Source organism: Streptomyces sp. NPDC055078 (genome assembly GCF_053607985.1).
Genome location: NZ_JBSGUP010000164.1, coordinates 1 through 13,489, shown reverse-complemented (window position 1 = coordinate 13,489; position 13,489 = coordinate 1). Strand labels below are relative to the sequence as shown.

The 13,489-nt window shown below is 71.4% G+C and carries 10 protein-coding genes and 1 other RNA gene; all 11 read left to right on the top strand.

Features of this window, described 5'->3' with window-relative positions; all coding sequences use genetic code 11:
* The first annotated feature begins 29 nt into the window (after nucleotides 1-29).
* The 11 genes from ACWF94_RS16365 to ACWF94_RS16315 all read left to right on the top strand — a co-directional run bounded on the left by ACWF94_RS16365 (nucleotide 30) and on the right by ACWF94_RS16315 (nucleotide 13,338).
* Nucleotides 30-1,250, top strand: coding sequence for a S41 family peptidase (locus ACWF94_RS16365; protein ID WP_453488047.1), 1,221 nt, complete (start codon nucleotides 30-32; stop codon nucleotides 1,248-1,250).
* Nucleotides 1,251-1,378: 128 nt separating this feature from the next.
* Nucleotides 1,379-1,858: an SsrA-binding protein SmpB gene (smpB, locus tag ACWF94_RS16360; protein ID WP_453488043.1), complete on the top strand. Its 480-nt coding sequence runs from the start codon at nucleotides 1,379-1,381 to the stop codon at nucleotides 1,856-1,858.
* Nucleotides 1,859-2,013: 155 nt separating this feature from the next.
* Nucleotides 2,014-2,408, top strand: a transfer-messenger RNA (tmRNA) gene (ssrA, locus tag ACWF94_RS16355).
* Between the two features lie 394 nt (nucleotides 2,409-2,802).
* The gene (locus ACWF94_RS16350; RefSeq protein ID WP_453488045.1) at nucleotides 2,803-3,963 is read left to right on the top strand and encodes a uroporphyrinogen-III synthase; all 1,161 of its coding nucleotides are present in this window, start codon (nucleotides 2,803-2,805) and stop codon (nucleotides 3,961-3,963) included.
* Between the two features lie 169 nt (nucleotides 3,964-4,132).
* Nucleotides 4,133-5,404 (top strand): serine hydrolase domain-containing protein, encoded by a 1,272-nt coding sequence (locus ACWF94_RS16345; protein ID WP_453488041.1) that lies wholly within the window; start codon nucleotides 4,133-4,135, stop codon nucleotides 5,402-5,404.
* A gap of 294 nt (nucleotides 5,405-5,698) precedes the next feature.
* Nucleotides 5,699-6,301 carry a CGNR zinc finger domain-containing protein gene (locus ACWF94_RS16340; protein WP_453488039.1) on the top strand — a complete coding sequence of 201 codons (603 nt, stop codon included), beginning with the start codon at nucleotides 5,699-5,701 and terminating at the stop codon, nucleotides 6,299-6,301.
* A gap of 421 nt (nucleotides 6,302-6,722) precedes the next feature.
* On the top strand, nucleotides 6,723-7,310 hold the full coding sequence (locus ACWF94_RS16335; RefSeq protein ID WP_453488037.1) for a sigma-70 family RNA polymerase sigma factor: 588 nt from the start codon (nucleotides 6,723-6,725) through the stop codon (nucleotides 7,308-7,310).
* Nucleotides 7,307-8,176, top strand: coding sequence for a zf-HC2 domain-containing protein (locus tag ACWF94_RS16330; protein WP_453488036.1), 870 nt, complete (start codon nucleotides 7,307-7,309; stop codon nucleotides 8,174-8,176). Before ACWF94_RS16335 ends, ACWF94_RS16330 begins: the two co-directional genes overlap by 4 nt.
* Nucleotides 8,177-8,247: 71 nt before the next feature.
* Entirely contained in the window at nucleotides 8,248-10,692 is a 2,445-nt protein-coding gene (locus ACWF94_RS16325; protein ID WP_453488034.1) for a HelD family protein, read from the top strand.
* Nucleotides 10,693-11,257: 565 nt separating this feature from the next.
* Nucleotides 11,258-12,679 carry a malic enzyme-like NAD(P)-binding protein gene (locus ACWF94_RS16320; RefSeq protein WP_453488032.1) on the top strand — a complete coding sequence of 474 codons (1,422 nt, stop codon included), beginning with the start codon at nucleotides 11,258-11,260 and terminating at the stop codon, nucleotides 12,677-12,679.
* A 377-nt stretch (nucleotides 12,680-13,056) separates the two neighbouring features.
* Nucleotides 13,057-13,338 (top strand): HU family DNA-binding protein, encoded by a 282-nt coding sequence (locus tag ACWF94_RS16315; protein ID WP_017237029.1) that lies wholly within the window; start codon nucleotides 13,057-13,059, stop codon nucleotides 13,336-13,338.
* Nucleotides 13,339-13,489: the final 151 nt, after the last annotated feature.

Here is a 13,489-nt window from a genome sequence, read left to right as displayed (position 1 = left end):
CGCCTTTCCCTTGTCCTAGACTCATCGCCATGCCGGGCCCGGATCTCCGCCCTCGGCCCCGCCGCATCCGCCGCGGGGCGGCTCTGACGTTGGTTTTCGCGACCGTCCTCGCCACCGCGGCGGTCACCAACGCCCTGCCGCGAGCCGAGGAGCCCGAGCACAGCTCCCTCGCCGTACGGCCCATGGGCGCGACCGTCGACGCCGCAGGCTCCGGAGATCGCGCCGACTCCGCCGACGCCGCGGACATCGCTGACACCGCTGACAAGGACGCCGTGGCGCGTGCCGCGGCCGAGGCGGTCAGGGACGGAAAATCCGGTACGGAGGCGGCCGAGGACGTCGTCAGCCGCAGTGGTGACCGCTGGGGCGCGGTGTACGACAAGCGGGAGTACCAGGAGTTCCGGCAGGAACTCGACGGCCGGTACACGGGCGTCGGGCTGTGGGCACGCCGGTCCGGGGACGGCCGGGTCGAGGTCACGAAGGTCCAGCCGGGCGGGCCCGCCGAGCGGGCGGGCGTCAGGGCCGGTGACCGGCTGCGCGCGATCGACGGGAAACCGGTCGACGCGCGGCCCGTGACCGAGGTGGTGGCGCTGCTGCGCGGCAGCGAGCGCACCAGTGTCGCCCTGGGCCTGGAGCGGGCCGGCCGGAGCTGGACGAAGACCCTCACCCGTACGACGCTGAGCACCGAGCCGGTCACCGTCGAGGGCCTCGGCGGCGGCGATGTGATGATCAAGGTCGCCTCCTTCACCAAGGGCTCGGGCGCCCAGGTCAGGAACGCGGTGCGCGACGCCCCCGACGGCGCCGGTGTCCTGCTCGACCTGCGGGGCAACGCGGGCGGTCTGGTCGATGAGGCCGTCACCGCGGCCTCCGCCTTCCTGGACGGCGGCCTGGTCGCCACGTACGACATACGGGGCAAGCAGCGCGCCCTCTACGCGGACCCGGGCGGGGACACGGCCAGACCCGTGGTCGCGCTCGTCGACGGCGGCACGATGAGCGCGGCCGAACTGGTCACGGGGGCGCTCCAGGACCGCGGCCGGGCGGTCACTGTCGGTTCGCGCACGTTCGGCAAGGGCTCGGTGCAGATGCCCAGCGAGCTGCCCGACGGCTCGGTGGCCGAGCTGACCGTCGGCCACTACCGCACTCCGGGGGGCCGCGATGTGGACGGCGAGGGCCTGGCCCCGGACCTCCCGGCCGGCGGGGACGCCGAGGAGCAGGCCCGGAAGGTGCTGGGCGGGCTCGGCGCCACCTCGTGAATCGGGTGGACCCGTGCGATGAGTCCGCCGAGTCCGCCGGGTCCGGCGCGTACGGTTCCCGCGGTTCCGGTGCGTACGGCGTCCGGCGTCTTAAATCTCTTGCGGCACAGTGCGAAAATGAACGCACTATGGCTAAGGAACAAGGGCGCAAGCTGATCGCGCAGAACAAGAAGGCCCGGCACGACTACCACATCATCGACACCTATGAGTGCGGTCTCGTGCTGACCGGGACCGAGGTGAAGTCGCTGCGGCTGGGGCGGGCGTCGCTGGCGGACGGCTTCGTCCAGATCGACAACCACGAGGCATGGCTCCACCATGTCCATGTCCCCGAGTACAGCCAGGGCACCTGGACCAACCACAGTGCGCGGCGCAAGCGGAAGCTGCTGATGCACCGGGCGGAGATCGACAAGCTGGAGTCGAAGATCCAGGAGTCGGGGCACACGATCGTGCCCCTCGCGCTGTACTTCAAGGACGGCCGGGCGAAGGTCGAGATCGCGCTGGCCAGGGGCAAGAAGGAGTACGACAAGCGGCAGACCCTGCGCGAGCGCCAGGACCGCCGGGAGACCGACCGGGCGATGTCGGCGGTCCGCCGCCGGCAGCGGGCTTAGGGCTCAGCCCACGAGGCGTGAATCCGTTCCCGGCCCGCCCCCGGGGCGGCGGCACGGGGCACGGGGCGCGGGGAATGCGCTGGCACCCGGCCGCGTTGGTCACGTACGATGGGACCTGTCCCGCACAGCCGGGGCGGATTTTGATAAATCAACATGGGGATGATCGGTTTCGACAGCGGATGTCGAAGCAGGGGAAGCGAGCCGAGGAAGCGGCAATGATCTCGTTAACCATATGTCGCAAACAATAATCGCCAATTCAAAGCGCGATAACTCCGAAGCATTCGCCCTCGCTGCCTAATAAGCAGTAGAGCGAACCTTCACTCATGGAGCGTCAGCCCGGGGACTGTTCCCGACCCGGATCCTGGCGTCAGCTAGGGGACTAAACCTCTAGACCCGGTCACGGGGTCTGGAGGGAAATCAAACAGTGACTGAGCCCGTCGGAGACTTGTCCGTGTGATCTCCGGGGCCGAGAAAATCGCAGCGGACTGCGCTCGGAGAAGCCCTGTTTCCGCACCGTTGGACGCGGGTTCGATTCCCGCCATCTCCACTCATCCCATGTGGGCGAAGGCCCGGCTGTCACCGACAGCCGGGCCTTTGTCATGCGCCCGTACCCGCGGTGCGCACCCGCGCGAGGGAACCCGGTTTTCCGTACCGCAGGGCGTGCCGGGGCCTCCGTATGGGCCCGGGACTGGTTCCGTAAGATCTGTTGGCTCCGCGAGATCCGTAAAAGGGGAGAGACGTCGGCGCGCGGCCGGGGCGGACCCGGTTGCCCGTACGGCGGAGAGCGAGGGGACGGCACAGTGCGGCAGCACGAAGAGCGGGACGAAGAGCCGCAGGGAGGGCCGGCGCGGGACGAAGACCGGCCGGACGGGCAGGGGCAGGACGGGCAGGGGCAGGACAGGCAGGCGGCGGGTGAGGAGGCGGCGGGTGAGGAGGCGTACGGGGTGCTCGCCGGGTACACCGTCGGGGTCACCGCCGCGCGCCGCGCCGACGAGTTCGGTGCGCTGCTGCGCCGCCGGGGCGCCGAGGTGCTGCACGCCCCCGCCCTGCGGACCGTCCCGCTCGCCGACGACACCGAACTCCTCGCCGCCACCCGGGAGCTGACCGGCCGCGCCCCCGATGTCGTCGTCGCCACCACCGCGATCGGGTTCCGGGGCTGGCTGGAGGCCGCCGAGGGCTGGGGGTACGGCCGGGATCTGCTGACCGCGCTGGGCAGCGCCGAGGTGCTGGCCCGGGGACCGAAGGTGAAGGGCGCGATCCGGGCGGCGGGGCTCACCGAGCGGTGGTCGCCCGCCTCGGAGTCGCTGGCCGAGGTGCGGGAGCGGCTCGTCGCGGAGGGGGTCGCGGGCCGCCGTATCGCCGTCCAGCTGCACGGCGAACCGATCCCCGGCTTCATCGAGACGCTACGGGACGGGGGCGCCGAGGTCGTCACCGTCCCCGTGTACCGGTGGCTCCCGCCGCTGGACATCGCCCCGCTGGACCGGCTGCTCGACGCCACCCTCGTACGGGGGCTGGACGCCGTCACCTTCACCAGCGCCCCGGCCGCCGCCTCGCTCCTCTCCCGCGCCGAGCAGCGCGGACTGCTCCCCGAGCTGCTGGCGGTGCTGGGACACCAGGTCCTGGCGGCCTGTGTGGGGCCGGTCACCGCGCTGCCGCTCCAGGACCGGGGGGTGGACACCGTGTACCCGGAGCGCTTCCGGCTCGGCCCGCTGGTGCAGCTCATCGGCCGTGAGCTGGCCGCCCGCGCGCCCGTCGTGCGGGCCGCCGGACACCGGCTGGAGATCCGTGGCCACGCCGTCGTCGTCGACGGCGGACCGCGCCCCGTGCCGCCCGCCGGGATGGCCCTGCTGCGGGCCCTCGCCGACCACCCCGGCCGGGTCGTCTCCCGCGCCGATCTGCTGACCGCGCTCCCGGGCCCCGGGCGGGACGAGCACGCGGTCGAGACCGCGATCGCCCGGCTGCGCCGCGCCCTGGGCGCACCGGAGCTGATCCGGACCGTCGTCAAGCGCGGCTACCGGCTGGCGGCGGACCCGGACACCGGCTCGACGGACCCGACCGCCGACTCGACGGATGCGGCCACCGGCTCGACGGACCCGGGCCGCTGACGCGGCGGGGGAACGGGTCCGGGGATGTGAATCCGACGGCCGAAAGCCTCTGACGACACGAGGAGTTCACCCCTTCGGACATAGCCCGGGTGACGCTCCGGCGCGTATACGTGGGGTGAACGCCCGCAGTCGCGGGCGCGGTTCACCTCACTCAGGGAGAGATACCCGGATGTTCTCAGGCACGGTGGGCAAAGGCACGGCTCTCGGCGCGGTGCTGCTGTCCGTACTGGCGATTCCGGCAGCCCACGCCACGGCGGCCCCGGCTCCTGCCCCGTCCGCCCCCGCGGCCGGTACCGCCACGACGCCCGAGCCCGATCGGACCGCCCTGCGCACGGCCCTGCGCTCCGCGCTCGCGAACGGCGCACCAGGCGCGATGGCCCGGATCGACGACCACGGCAGGGTCCACCGGCTCGCCGAGGGCGTCGCGGACAAGGCGACCGGACGGGCCATCAAGGCGGACGACCGCTTCCGGGCCGGCAGCGTCAGCAAGTCGTTCACATCGGTGGTGCTCCTCCAGCTCATCGACGAGGGCGAACTCGACCTGGACGCCCCGGTCGACAGCCATCTGCCCGGACTGCTGTCCGACGACCGCATCACGGTCCGTCATCTGCTCAGCCACCGCAGCGGGCTGTACGACTACACGAACGACATGTTCGCCCGTACGGTCCCGGGCTTCGAGTCCGTACGCGACCGGGTCTTCAGCTACCAGGAGCTGGTGGACCTCGCCCTGGCGAAGCCGCTGACGGTCACCCCCGGCACGGCGTACGCGTACTCCAACACCAACTTCGTGGTCGCGGGCATGCTCATCGAGAAGCTCACCGGGAACTCCGTCGCCACCGAGTACCGCGAGCGGATCTTCGAGCCGCTGAAACTGCGCGACACCTCGTACGTCCACCCCCGTACCGCGATCCCGGGCCGGCACGCCAGGGGGTATCTCACGCCGGACGAGGCCGGTGCGCCCCTGGTCGACTCGACCCGGCAGACCGCGTCCTGGGCCCAGAGCGCGGGGGCGGTCATCTCCAGCACCCGGGACCTGGACACCTTCTTCGCCGCGCTGCTGCGCGGGCAGCTCACCTCGGCCGCCGGACTGGCCGAGATGCAGCGGTGGGTCCCCGTCAACAGCACCCAGGGCTACGGTCTGGGGCTGCGGCGCCGGGATCTGTCCTGTGGTGTCTCCGTGTACGGGCACACCGGCACCGTCCAGGGGTACTACACCTTCTCCTTCGCCTCGAAGGACGGCGGACGCAGCATGACCGCCGTCGCCAACACCTCCAACAACGCCGACGTGCTCAACGCGCTGCCGGCCACGCTGGAGGCGGCCTTCTGCGGCGAGCCCCCGGCCCCGTCGGCGCGCGGCGCCGCCCCCGTGGCCCTCGTCGCCCCCGTCACCGCTCCCGCCGAGCGGTACGAGGACATCGCCCCGGCCCTCGCCCGCGACTGAGCCTCGGCCTCGCCAGCGGTTGAACCGCGGCCGAACCGCGGCTGAACCCACAGCCGAACCGCGACTGGACCGGAATGCGTCCCCAGGGCACGCCGGGGCGGGCGACCGGTGTCCAACCCGGACAGAAGGAGGGGTTTCGGCCGCACGTTCGGAGGGGCACTCTGGTGGACAGACCCCCGGCAGTGACCCTGAGGACGGAATCCCGCCGTCGGAATCCCGGTGGCGGGATTCCAGGGACACGACTGACGAGGGCCAGGGACTCCGAGGCAGTGACCTTGAGGCGGTGACAGGCGCATGACCGCGGATGCGACCGGTACGGCTCCCTACGACTGGCGGTTCGACTCCGGTCGGGTCTGTCTGGACCTGGTGGCGACGGGGGAGCCGGACAGCGGACGCGAACCGCTCGCGGGGGCCGGGCGGCTGGGCCACTGGCTGCTGGGCGCCGGACTGCTGCCCGCCGGGACGCCGGTGACCGCCGTCGACGGCGCCTGGGTGGACCTCTTCGTGGAACTGCGGGGCCGGATCGACCAGCTCGTACGCGCCGAGATCGGCGGCCGGTACGCCGACGCCCCGCTGGAGCGGGTGAACGCCCTGGCGGCCGGTGCGCCGCCCGCCATCCGTGCCGTACGGGAGCCGGGCGGCGCTCTCGTACGGGCGCTGGGCGGCGCACCCGAGTGCGGGGCGCTGCTCGCCGCGGTCGCCCGGGACGCGGTCGAGCTGCTGACCGATCCGGTGGCGCGGGCCCGGCTGCGGCAGTGCGAGGGCGAGAGCTGCCCCCGGGTCTATCTGGACACCTCCCGGGGGCGGAGGCGGCGCTGGTGTTCCAGCGAGGTCTGCGGGAACCGCGAACGGGTCGCCCGGCACCGCCGCCGGGCCGCCGCGCTCGCCCGCGCCTGAACCGTCCGCCGCCGTACCCCATGGGTGAGCCCCCGCCGTGCCACATGCCCGAAGCGCCCACCGGTAGCGCCCCCGTGCTCGCCCGTGCCCGAACCACCCACCGGTAGCGCCCCCGCACTCGCCCGTGCCCGAACCACCCACCGGTAGCGCCCCCGCACTCGCCCGTGCCCGAACCACCCACCGATAGCGCCCCCCAGAACCGGCGAGACCGATGCCAACCGGCGCAACTCGCCCAACTCGCTTGTGGCACAAGCCTGATGGGCCTGAGCAGGGAGATCCGGGCGACGGAAAAGATCTTGGAAGTTTTTCGGCCGGGCGTTGAGTGATGCCTCAACTTCCCCCGTAGAGAAGGGGGAAGAGCAGGTCAGCCGAGCAACGCCGAAAAAGCCGACGAAATCAAGGTCTCGACCGGGAGGTTCAGGTGCGCAAAGATGCCGCCGTGGCCGATGACCGTCCGCAGAGGGCACGCCATCGCAGCGAGAAGCCGCGTGTTGATTCCTCAGTACCTGATGAGGAATTGATGCGTGCGCTGTATCGCGAGCACGCGGGACCTCTGCTCGCCTATGTACTGCGCCTTGTCGCCGGCGATCGCCAGCGCGCCGAGGACGTGGTGCAGGAGACGCTCATCCGTGCCTGGAAGAATGCCGGTCAGCTCAACCGAGCAACCGGCTCTGTCCGACCCTGGCTGGTGACGGTCGCACGCCGCATCGTCATCGACGGTCACCGCAGCCGGCAGGCCCGGCCGCAGGAGGTAGACCCGTCGCCGCTGGAGGTCATGCCCGCGGAGGACGAGATCGACAAGGCGTTGTGGCTGATGACGCTCTCTGATGCACTCGATGATTTGACGCCCGCGCACCGGGAAGTACTTGTCGAGACGTATTTCAAGGGGCGTACGGTCAATGAGGCTGCCGAGACGCTCGGCATACCCAGTGGGACGGTGCGATCCCGGGTGTTCTACGCGCTCCGTTCCATGAAGCTCGCTCTGGAGGAGAGGGGGGTCACAGCATGACCATGCACGAGCAGGAATCGGTGCACGACGCCGTCGGCGCGTATGTGCTCGGCGTTCTCGACGACGCGGACGCTTCCGCGTTCGAGGCACATCTCGCGGGGTGCGACATCTGTGGCGCCCATCTCGACGAATTCGCCGGGATGGAGCCGATGCTGGCCATGCTGGCTGAGGCGCCCGCGTCCTCCGCCTCTTCTTCGGCGCTCCCGAATTCCCCGGCGCCTCCGAATGTGGTGAATCTGCCGTCATCGCGGTCTCCGTCCGGCTGGGTCGGCCATGAGCCGCCGAGGCCGGTTCCCGTGGTGCCGGCGCCGCCCGATCCCCGGGTGCTCGACGGACTGCTGGACGAGGTGGCCGCCAAGCGGGCCGCGAAGCGCCGGCGCGGGATGTATCTCGTCGCCGCGGCGGCGGCCCTGATCATCGGCGGTCCGGCCGTCGCGATCGTCGTCACGGGCGACGACTCCCGGGGCAGCGAGGCCGGATCGCCGCATCCGCACCCCACCTCGCCCGCCGAGGACGCCTTCTTCAACCATATGGAGGAGAAGGTCCGGGCCACGGACGCGTCGACCAAGGTCAGCGCGACCGTCGGCATGGAGACGAAGGGCTGGGGCACGCACACCGTCCTGGAGCTGAAGGGTGTCAAGGGCCCGCTGAAGTGCAATCTGATCGCCGTCTCCAAGACCGGCGAGGAGGAGGTCGTGACCTCCTGGGCGGTCCCGAAGTGGGGCTACGGCATCCCGGACAGCCCGCACAAGGCGGCCAAGAACCCGCTGTACGTCCACGGCGGGGCCGCGATGGACCGCAATGACATCGATCACTTCGAGGTCCGTACGTTCGACGGAAAGAAACTGGTGGAAGTCGCGGCCTGACGAGACCTGACAGACCCGCCCCCTTCGCGTACGGTTGACGGCTGCCCAGTGCACGTCAGAAGGGGGCCTCAGTGGCCGCGCAGGAAGCCGCTGTCGACTCTGTCGACTCCGTCCGGCCCGACTCGCCCGATTCGCTCCGGGAGCGTGAGATCGGTGTCGAACAGGTCCATCTGGACCAGGTGTACCGCCGTCTGGAGGAGAAGATCCACGAGGCGGAGTTCCTGATGCGGGACGCCGCCAAAATCGGTCAGGTCGGCACCCCGGGCGCCCTGGCCGAGCGGGACGCCCAGGTCTTCCGCGCGGGCGTCCACCTCAACCGGCTCAACAACGAATTCGAGGACTTCCTCTTCGGCCGCATCGATCTGCTCCCCGGCAAGGACGGCGAGAAGGGCCCGGACGGCGCCTACACCTCGCTGGAGCCCGCCGACGACGCCGTACGGCCCGACAACACGGCCGATATCGCGGAGACGCTCCACATCGGCCGGATCGGCGTCCTCGACACCGACTACGCGCCGATGGTGATCGACTGGCGGGCCCCGGCCGCCGCCCCCTTCTACCGCTCCACCCCGGTCGACCCCGGCCGGGTGGTACGCCGCCGGGTCATCCGCTCCAAGGGCCGCCGGGTCCTCGGCGTCGAGGACGACCTGATGCGCCCCGAGCTGACCGCGACCCTGGCCGGCGCCCCGCTGCCGGTGATCGGCGACGGCGCGCTGATGGCCGCGCTCGGGCAGGCCCGCAGCCACACCATGCGGGACATCGTCGCCTCCATCCAGGCCGAACAGGACCTGGTGATCAGGGCCCCCGCGGCCTCCGTGACCTATGTCGAGGGCGGTCCCGGCACCGGGAAGACCGCGGTGGCGCTGCACCGGGCCGCGTATCTGCTCTACCAGGACCGGCGGCGGTACGCGGGCGGCATCCTCATCGTCTCGCCGACCCCGCTCCTGGTCGCCTACACCGAGGGTGTCCTGCCGTCGCTGGGCGAGGAGGGACAGGTCGCGATCCGTGCGGTCGGCCATCTGGTCGACGGCGCGGAGGCCACCGTCTACGACGGGCCCGAGGTGGCCCGGATCAAGGGTTCGTCCCGGATGCTGAAGGTCCTCCGCAAGGCCGCCAGGGGCTGTCTGGAGCGGCCGGTGCCCACCGTCGTCGTACGGGAGGGACAGCTCACCCTCGACGAGCCGGACCCGGGCCCCGAGCAGGGTCCTGAGCCTGGCCCTGGGCCGGGGTCGGCGGGGTGTCCGGCGGACCGGCTGCGGGTGGTCGCGTTCGGCCGCCGGCTGGAGCTGGAGGCGGACGAGCTGAACCGGATCCGGCACCACGTCCTCGGCGGCACCGCGCCGGTCAATCTGCTGCGCCCGCGCGCCCGCAGGCTGCTGCTGGACGCCCTGTGGGCGAAGTCCGGTTCGGCGTCACGGCACACCGACCCCGAGCTGGCCGCCGAACTGCGCTCGTCCTTCGACGAGGACGTGGCGGGGGAGGACAGCTTCATCGACTTCCTGAACGGCTGGTGGCCCGAGCTGACCCCGCGCGGGGTGCTCGGCGCCATGGCCGACGAGCGGCGGCTCGCCCGGTGGGCGCGGCGCGTCCTCACCCCGGGCGAGATCCGCAGACTGGCCCGGTCGCTGCGGCGGATCGGCCCTGGGGGCGGCTCCGATGGCAGGGGCGCGCTCTCCGTCCACGACGTGGCGCTGCTGGACGAGCTGGGGACCCTGCTGGGGACCCCGCCCCGGCCCCGGCGCCGGCGCGAGCTGGACCCGCTGGACCAGCTCACCGGTCTGGAGGAGCTGATGCCCCAGCGCGAGGAGACCCAGCGCGAGCGCGCGGAGCGGCTGGCGGCCGAGCGCGTCGAGTACGCGCATGTCATCGTCGACGAGGCCCAGGATCTGACCCCGATGCAGTGGCGCATGGTCGGCCGCCGGGGGCGGCACGCCACCTGGACGGTCGTCGGCGACCCGGCCCAGTCGTCCTGGCCGGACCCGGAGGAGGCCGCCGGGGCCCGTGACGAGGCCCTCGGCTCCCGCCCGCGCCGCCGCTTCCAGCTCACCGTGAACTACCGCAACCCGGCCGAGATCGCCGAGCTGGCCGCGAAGGTGCTGGCCCGCGCGATGCCCGGCATGGTGTCCCCCGCGGCGGTGCGCTCCACGGGCGTCGTGCCGCGTTTCACCGCCGTACGGGACGGGGGAGTCGGCCGTACGGTCCGGGCGGAGGCCCAGCGGCTGCTGGAGCGGGTGGACGGCACCGTGGGGGTCGTGGTGGCCATGAACCGCCGCGAGGAGGCCAGACGCTGGCTGGAGGGCCTCGGCGAGCGGGTGGTGGCGCTCGGGTCGCTGGAGGCGAAGGGCCTGGAGTACGACGCGACGTTGGTGGTCTCCCCGGCGGAGATCGCGGGCGGCACTCCGGTCGGTCTGCGGGTGCTCTATGTGGCCATGACCCGGGCGACCCAGGAGCTGACGGTGATCTCCGACCGGCGCGACGCCCCGGACGCGGGCGGGGTGCCGGAACTGCTGCGGGGCTGAGCGGCGCCCGGGTCCGTACCTTTACCCGGGCTTGGGTCCTGGGCCCGGCCCTCGGGTCGGTACCTGTACCCCGGGCCCCTGTACCCCGGGTCCGTACCCCGAGCCCGGGCCCTGGGCCCGTACCCCGGGTGCGAACACCGGATCGCGCAGGGCAGCACAGGACTGACGCAGAGTCAACCTGTGATGCGGGAATCACTTACCGGGGTGGTTTGTTAGCCTGAGTGTGGCACCGGCCCGATCCAAGCCCCCGGGCCCAACCTTCGTCGCTTCGAGCGACCACTTGCCGCGAGGCGAGCATGGCGGGTCGGTGCCGTTTTCACGGGTTTCCTCGTGCTTTCGCATGCGACGGACAGGTCCATGCCACCGGATGGTGGCGTGGGCCTGTTTTCGTTGGGACTTCCGGTTTGACGGTTATATCTCGTATGGTGAAAGAGATTTTCCGAAAACAAAACGACCACTATTACCAGCTACCCACTGGTAGGTGCGACCATCGGATGGCGTCCGCCGACGGATGTCCGGGGTGGCCGCGCAGCAATGAAGCTAGGGAAAGCAGAGGAACCCGGTCATGGCAACGGCGCCAAGCGTCTCGTATTCGATGACGGTCCGGCTGGAAGTGCCCGCGAGCGGAAACGCGGTCTCCCAGCTCACCACGGCCGTGGAGTCCCATGGCGGCTCCGTGACCGGCCTGGACGTGACCGCTTCCGGCCACGAGAAGCTCCGGATCGACGTGACCATCGCCGCGTCCTCCACCTCGCACGCCGAGGAGATCGTCGAGGGCCTGCGGGCGATCGAGGGCGTCGTCCTCGGCAAGGTCTCGGACCGTACGTTCCTGATGCACCTCGGCGGCAAGATCGAGATGGCGTCCAAGCACCCCATCCGCAACCGCGACGACCTGTCGATGATCTACACCCCCGGGGTGGCGCGGGTCTGCATGGCGATCGCCGAGAACCCCGAGGACGCCCGCCGCCTCACCATCAAGCGCAACTCCGTCGCGGTGGTCACCGACGGCTCCGCCGTCCTGGGCCTCGGCAATATCGGCCCCATGGCCGCGCTGCCCGTCATGGAGGGCAAGGCGGCCCTCTTCAAGCGCTTCGCGGGCATCGACGCATGGCCGCTCTGCCTGGACACCCAGGACACCGACGAGATCGTCGCGATCGTCAAGGCCATCGCCCCCGGATTCGCCGGGATCAATCTGGAGGACATCTCCGCGCCCCGCTGCTTCGAGATCGAGGCCCGGCTGCGCGAGGCCCTGGACATCCCCGTCTTCCACGACGACCAGCACGGCACCGCGATCGTCGTCCTCGCGGCCCTCACCAACGCGCTGCGGGTCGTCGGCAAGTCGGTCGGCGATGTGAGAGTCGTCATGTCCGGTGCCGGAGCCGCCGGCACCGCCATCCTGAAACTCCTGCTCGCGGCGGGTGTGAAGCACGCCGTCGTCGCCGACATCCACGGCGTCGTGCACGCGGGCCGTGAGGATCTCGTCGCCGCCCACGCCGACTCACCGCTGCGCTGGATCGCCGACAACACCAACCCCGAGGGCGTCACCGGCACGCTCAGGGAGGCCGTCGTCGGCGCGGATGTCTTCATCGGTGTCTCCGCCCCCAACCTCCTCGGCGCGGAGGATGTGGCCGCCATGGCCGAGGGCGCGATCGTGTTCGCGCTCGCGAATCCCGACCCCGAGGTCGACCCGGCAATCGCTCGCCAGACGGCGGCAGTTGTCGCCACAGGGCGCTCCGACTTCCCCAACCAGATCAACAACGTCCTGGTCTTCCCCGGGGTCTTCAGGGGTCTGCTGGACGCGCAGTCGCACAGCGTCAACACCGAGATGATGCTCGCCGCCGCGACGGCGCTGGCGGATGTCGTCACCGAGGACGAGCTGAACCCGAACTACATCGTCCCCTCGGTCTTCAACGACAAGGTCGCGGGCGCGGTCGCCGGCGCGGTGCGCAACGCCGCGAGGGCGGCCGGAGCGGGTGCCACGGGCTGAGCGCCCGCTCCGAACCGGCGGCAGCCGTCTCCGTACGCCCCCGGGAACCGAGGGTGTGGTACGCCACGTCCGCCGTTCCTACGGCGCGTCGCGGGGCGCCGCGCGCCGGGTGCCGATCTAGGGTGGCGGACCATGGCCCCGGCGGTTCCAAGGAGTCCCCACAGAGTGAACGGAACGTCACCACGGCGTTGCAGTGGCGCTTTTCGTGTGACTCCGGCGGGTGCCGGATTGGCGTTCCCGCCGTTGGTGGGGGCAGGATGCGTAACCGGGCGCGAGGGTCTGACAGCAGACCCTGGTCCGGGGACTGTCAGAGGGCCCTGGCAGCATCGGCTTCGATCTCACGCCTCACAGGCAAGAAGAAACACGGGAGTAAGAACATGAACCGCAGTGAGCTGGTGGCCGCGCTGGCCGACCGCGCCGAGGTGACCCGCAAGGACGCCGACGCCGTGCTGGCCGCCCTCGCCGAGACCGTCGGAGAGGTTGTCGCCAAGGGCGACGAGAAGGTCACCATCCCCGGCTTCCTGACCTTCGAGCGCACGCACCGTGCGGCTCGCACCGCGCGCAACCCGCAGACCGGCGACCCGATCAACATTCCCGCCGGCTACAGCGTGAAGGTTTCGGCGGGCTCGAAGCTGAAGGAAGCGGCGAAGGGCAAGTAAGCCTGCTGGGCTGACAGCGCTCCGCTCCAGCGTCTCCTCGGCCTGCTTGCGCAGCGTGGTGGCCCGCTCCACGGCCTCCGCGCGGACCCGCTCGCTCTCGGCGGCGGCCCCGCCGCGCAGTTCGTCCGCGTCGGCCTTGGCCTTGCCCAGC

Coding starts and splice junctions, on each gene's coding strand:
- ACWF94_RS16365 (WP_453488047.1), top strand. CDS start 30: ATGCCGGGCCCGGATCTCCGCCCTCGGCCCCGCCGCATCCGCCGCGGG.
- smpB (WP_453488043.1), top strand. CDS start 1,379: ATGGCTAAGGAACAAGGGCGCAAGCTGATCGCGCAGAACAAGAAGGCC.
- ACWF94_RS16345 (WP_453488041.1), top strand. CDS start 4,133: ATGTTCTCAGGCACGGTGGGCAAAGGCACGGCTCTCGGCGCGGTGCTG.
- ACWF94_RS16340 (WP_453488039.1), top strand. CDS start 5,699: ATGACCGCGGATGCGACCGGTACGGCTCCCTACGACTGGCGGTTCGAC.
- ACWF94_RS16330 (WP_453488036.1), top strand. CDS start 7,307: ATGACCATGCACGAGCAGGAATCGGTGCACGACGCCGTCGGCGCGTAT.
- ACWF94_RS16320 (WP_453488032.1), top strand. CDS start 11,258: ATGGCAACGGCGCCAAGCGTCTCGTATTCGATGACGGTCCGGCTGGAA.
- ACWF94_RS16315 (WP_017237029.1), top strand. CDS start 13,057: ATGAACCGCAGTGAGCTGGTGGCCGCGCTGGCCGACCGCGCCGAGGTG.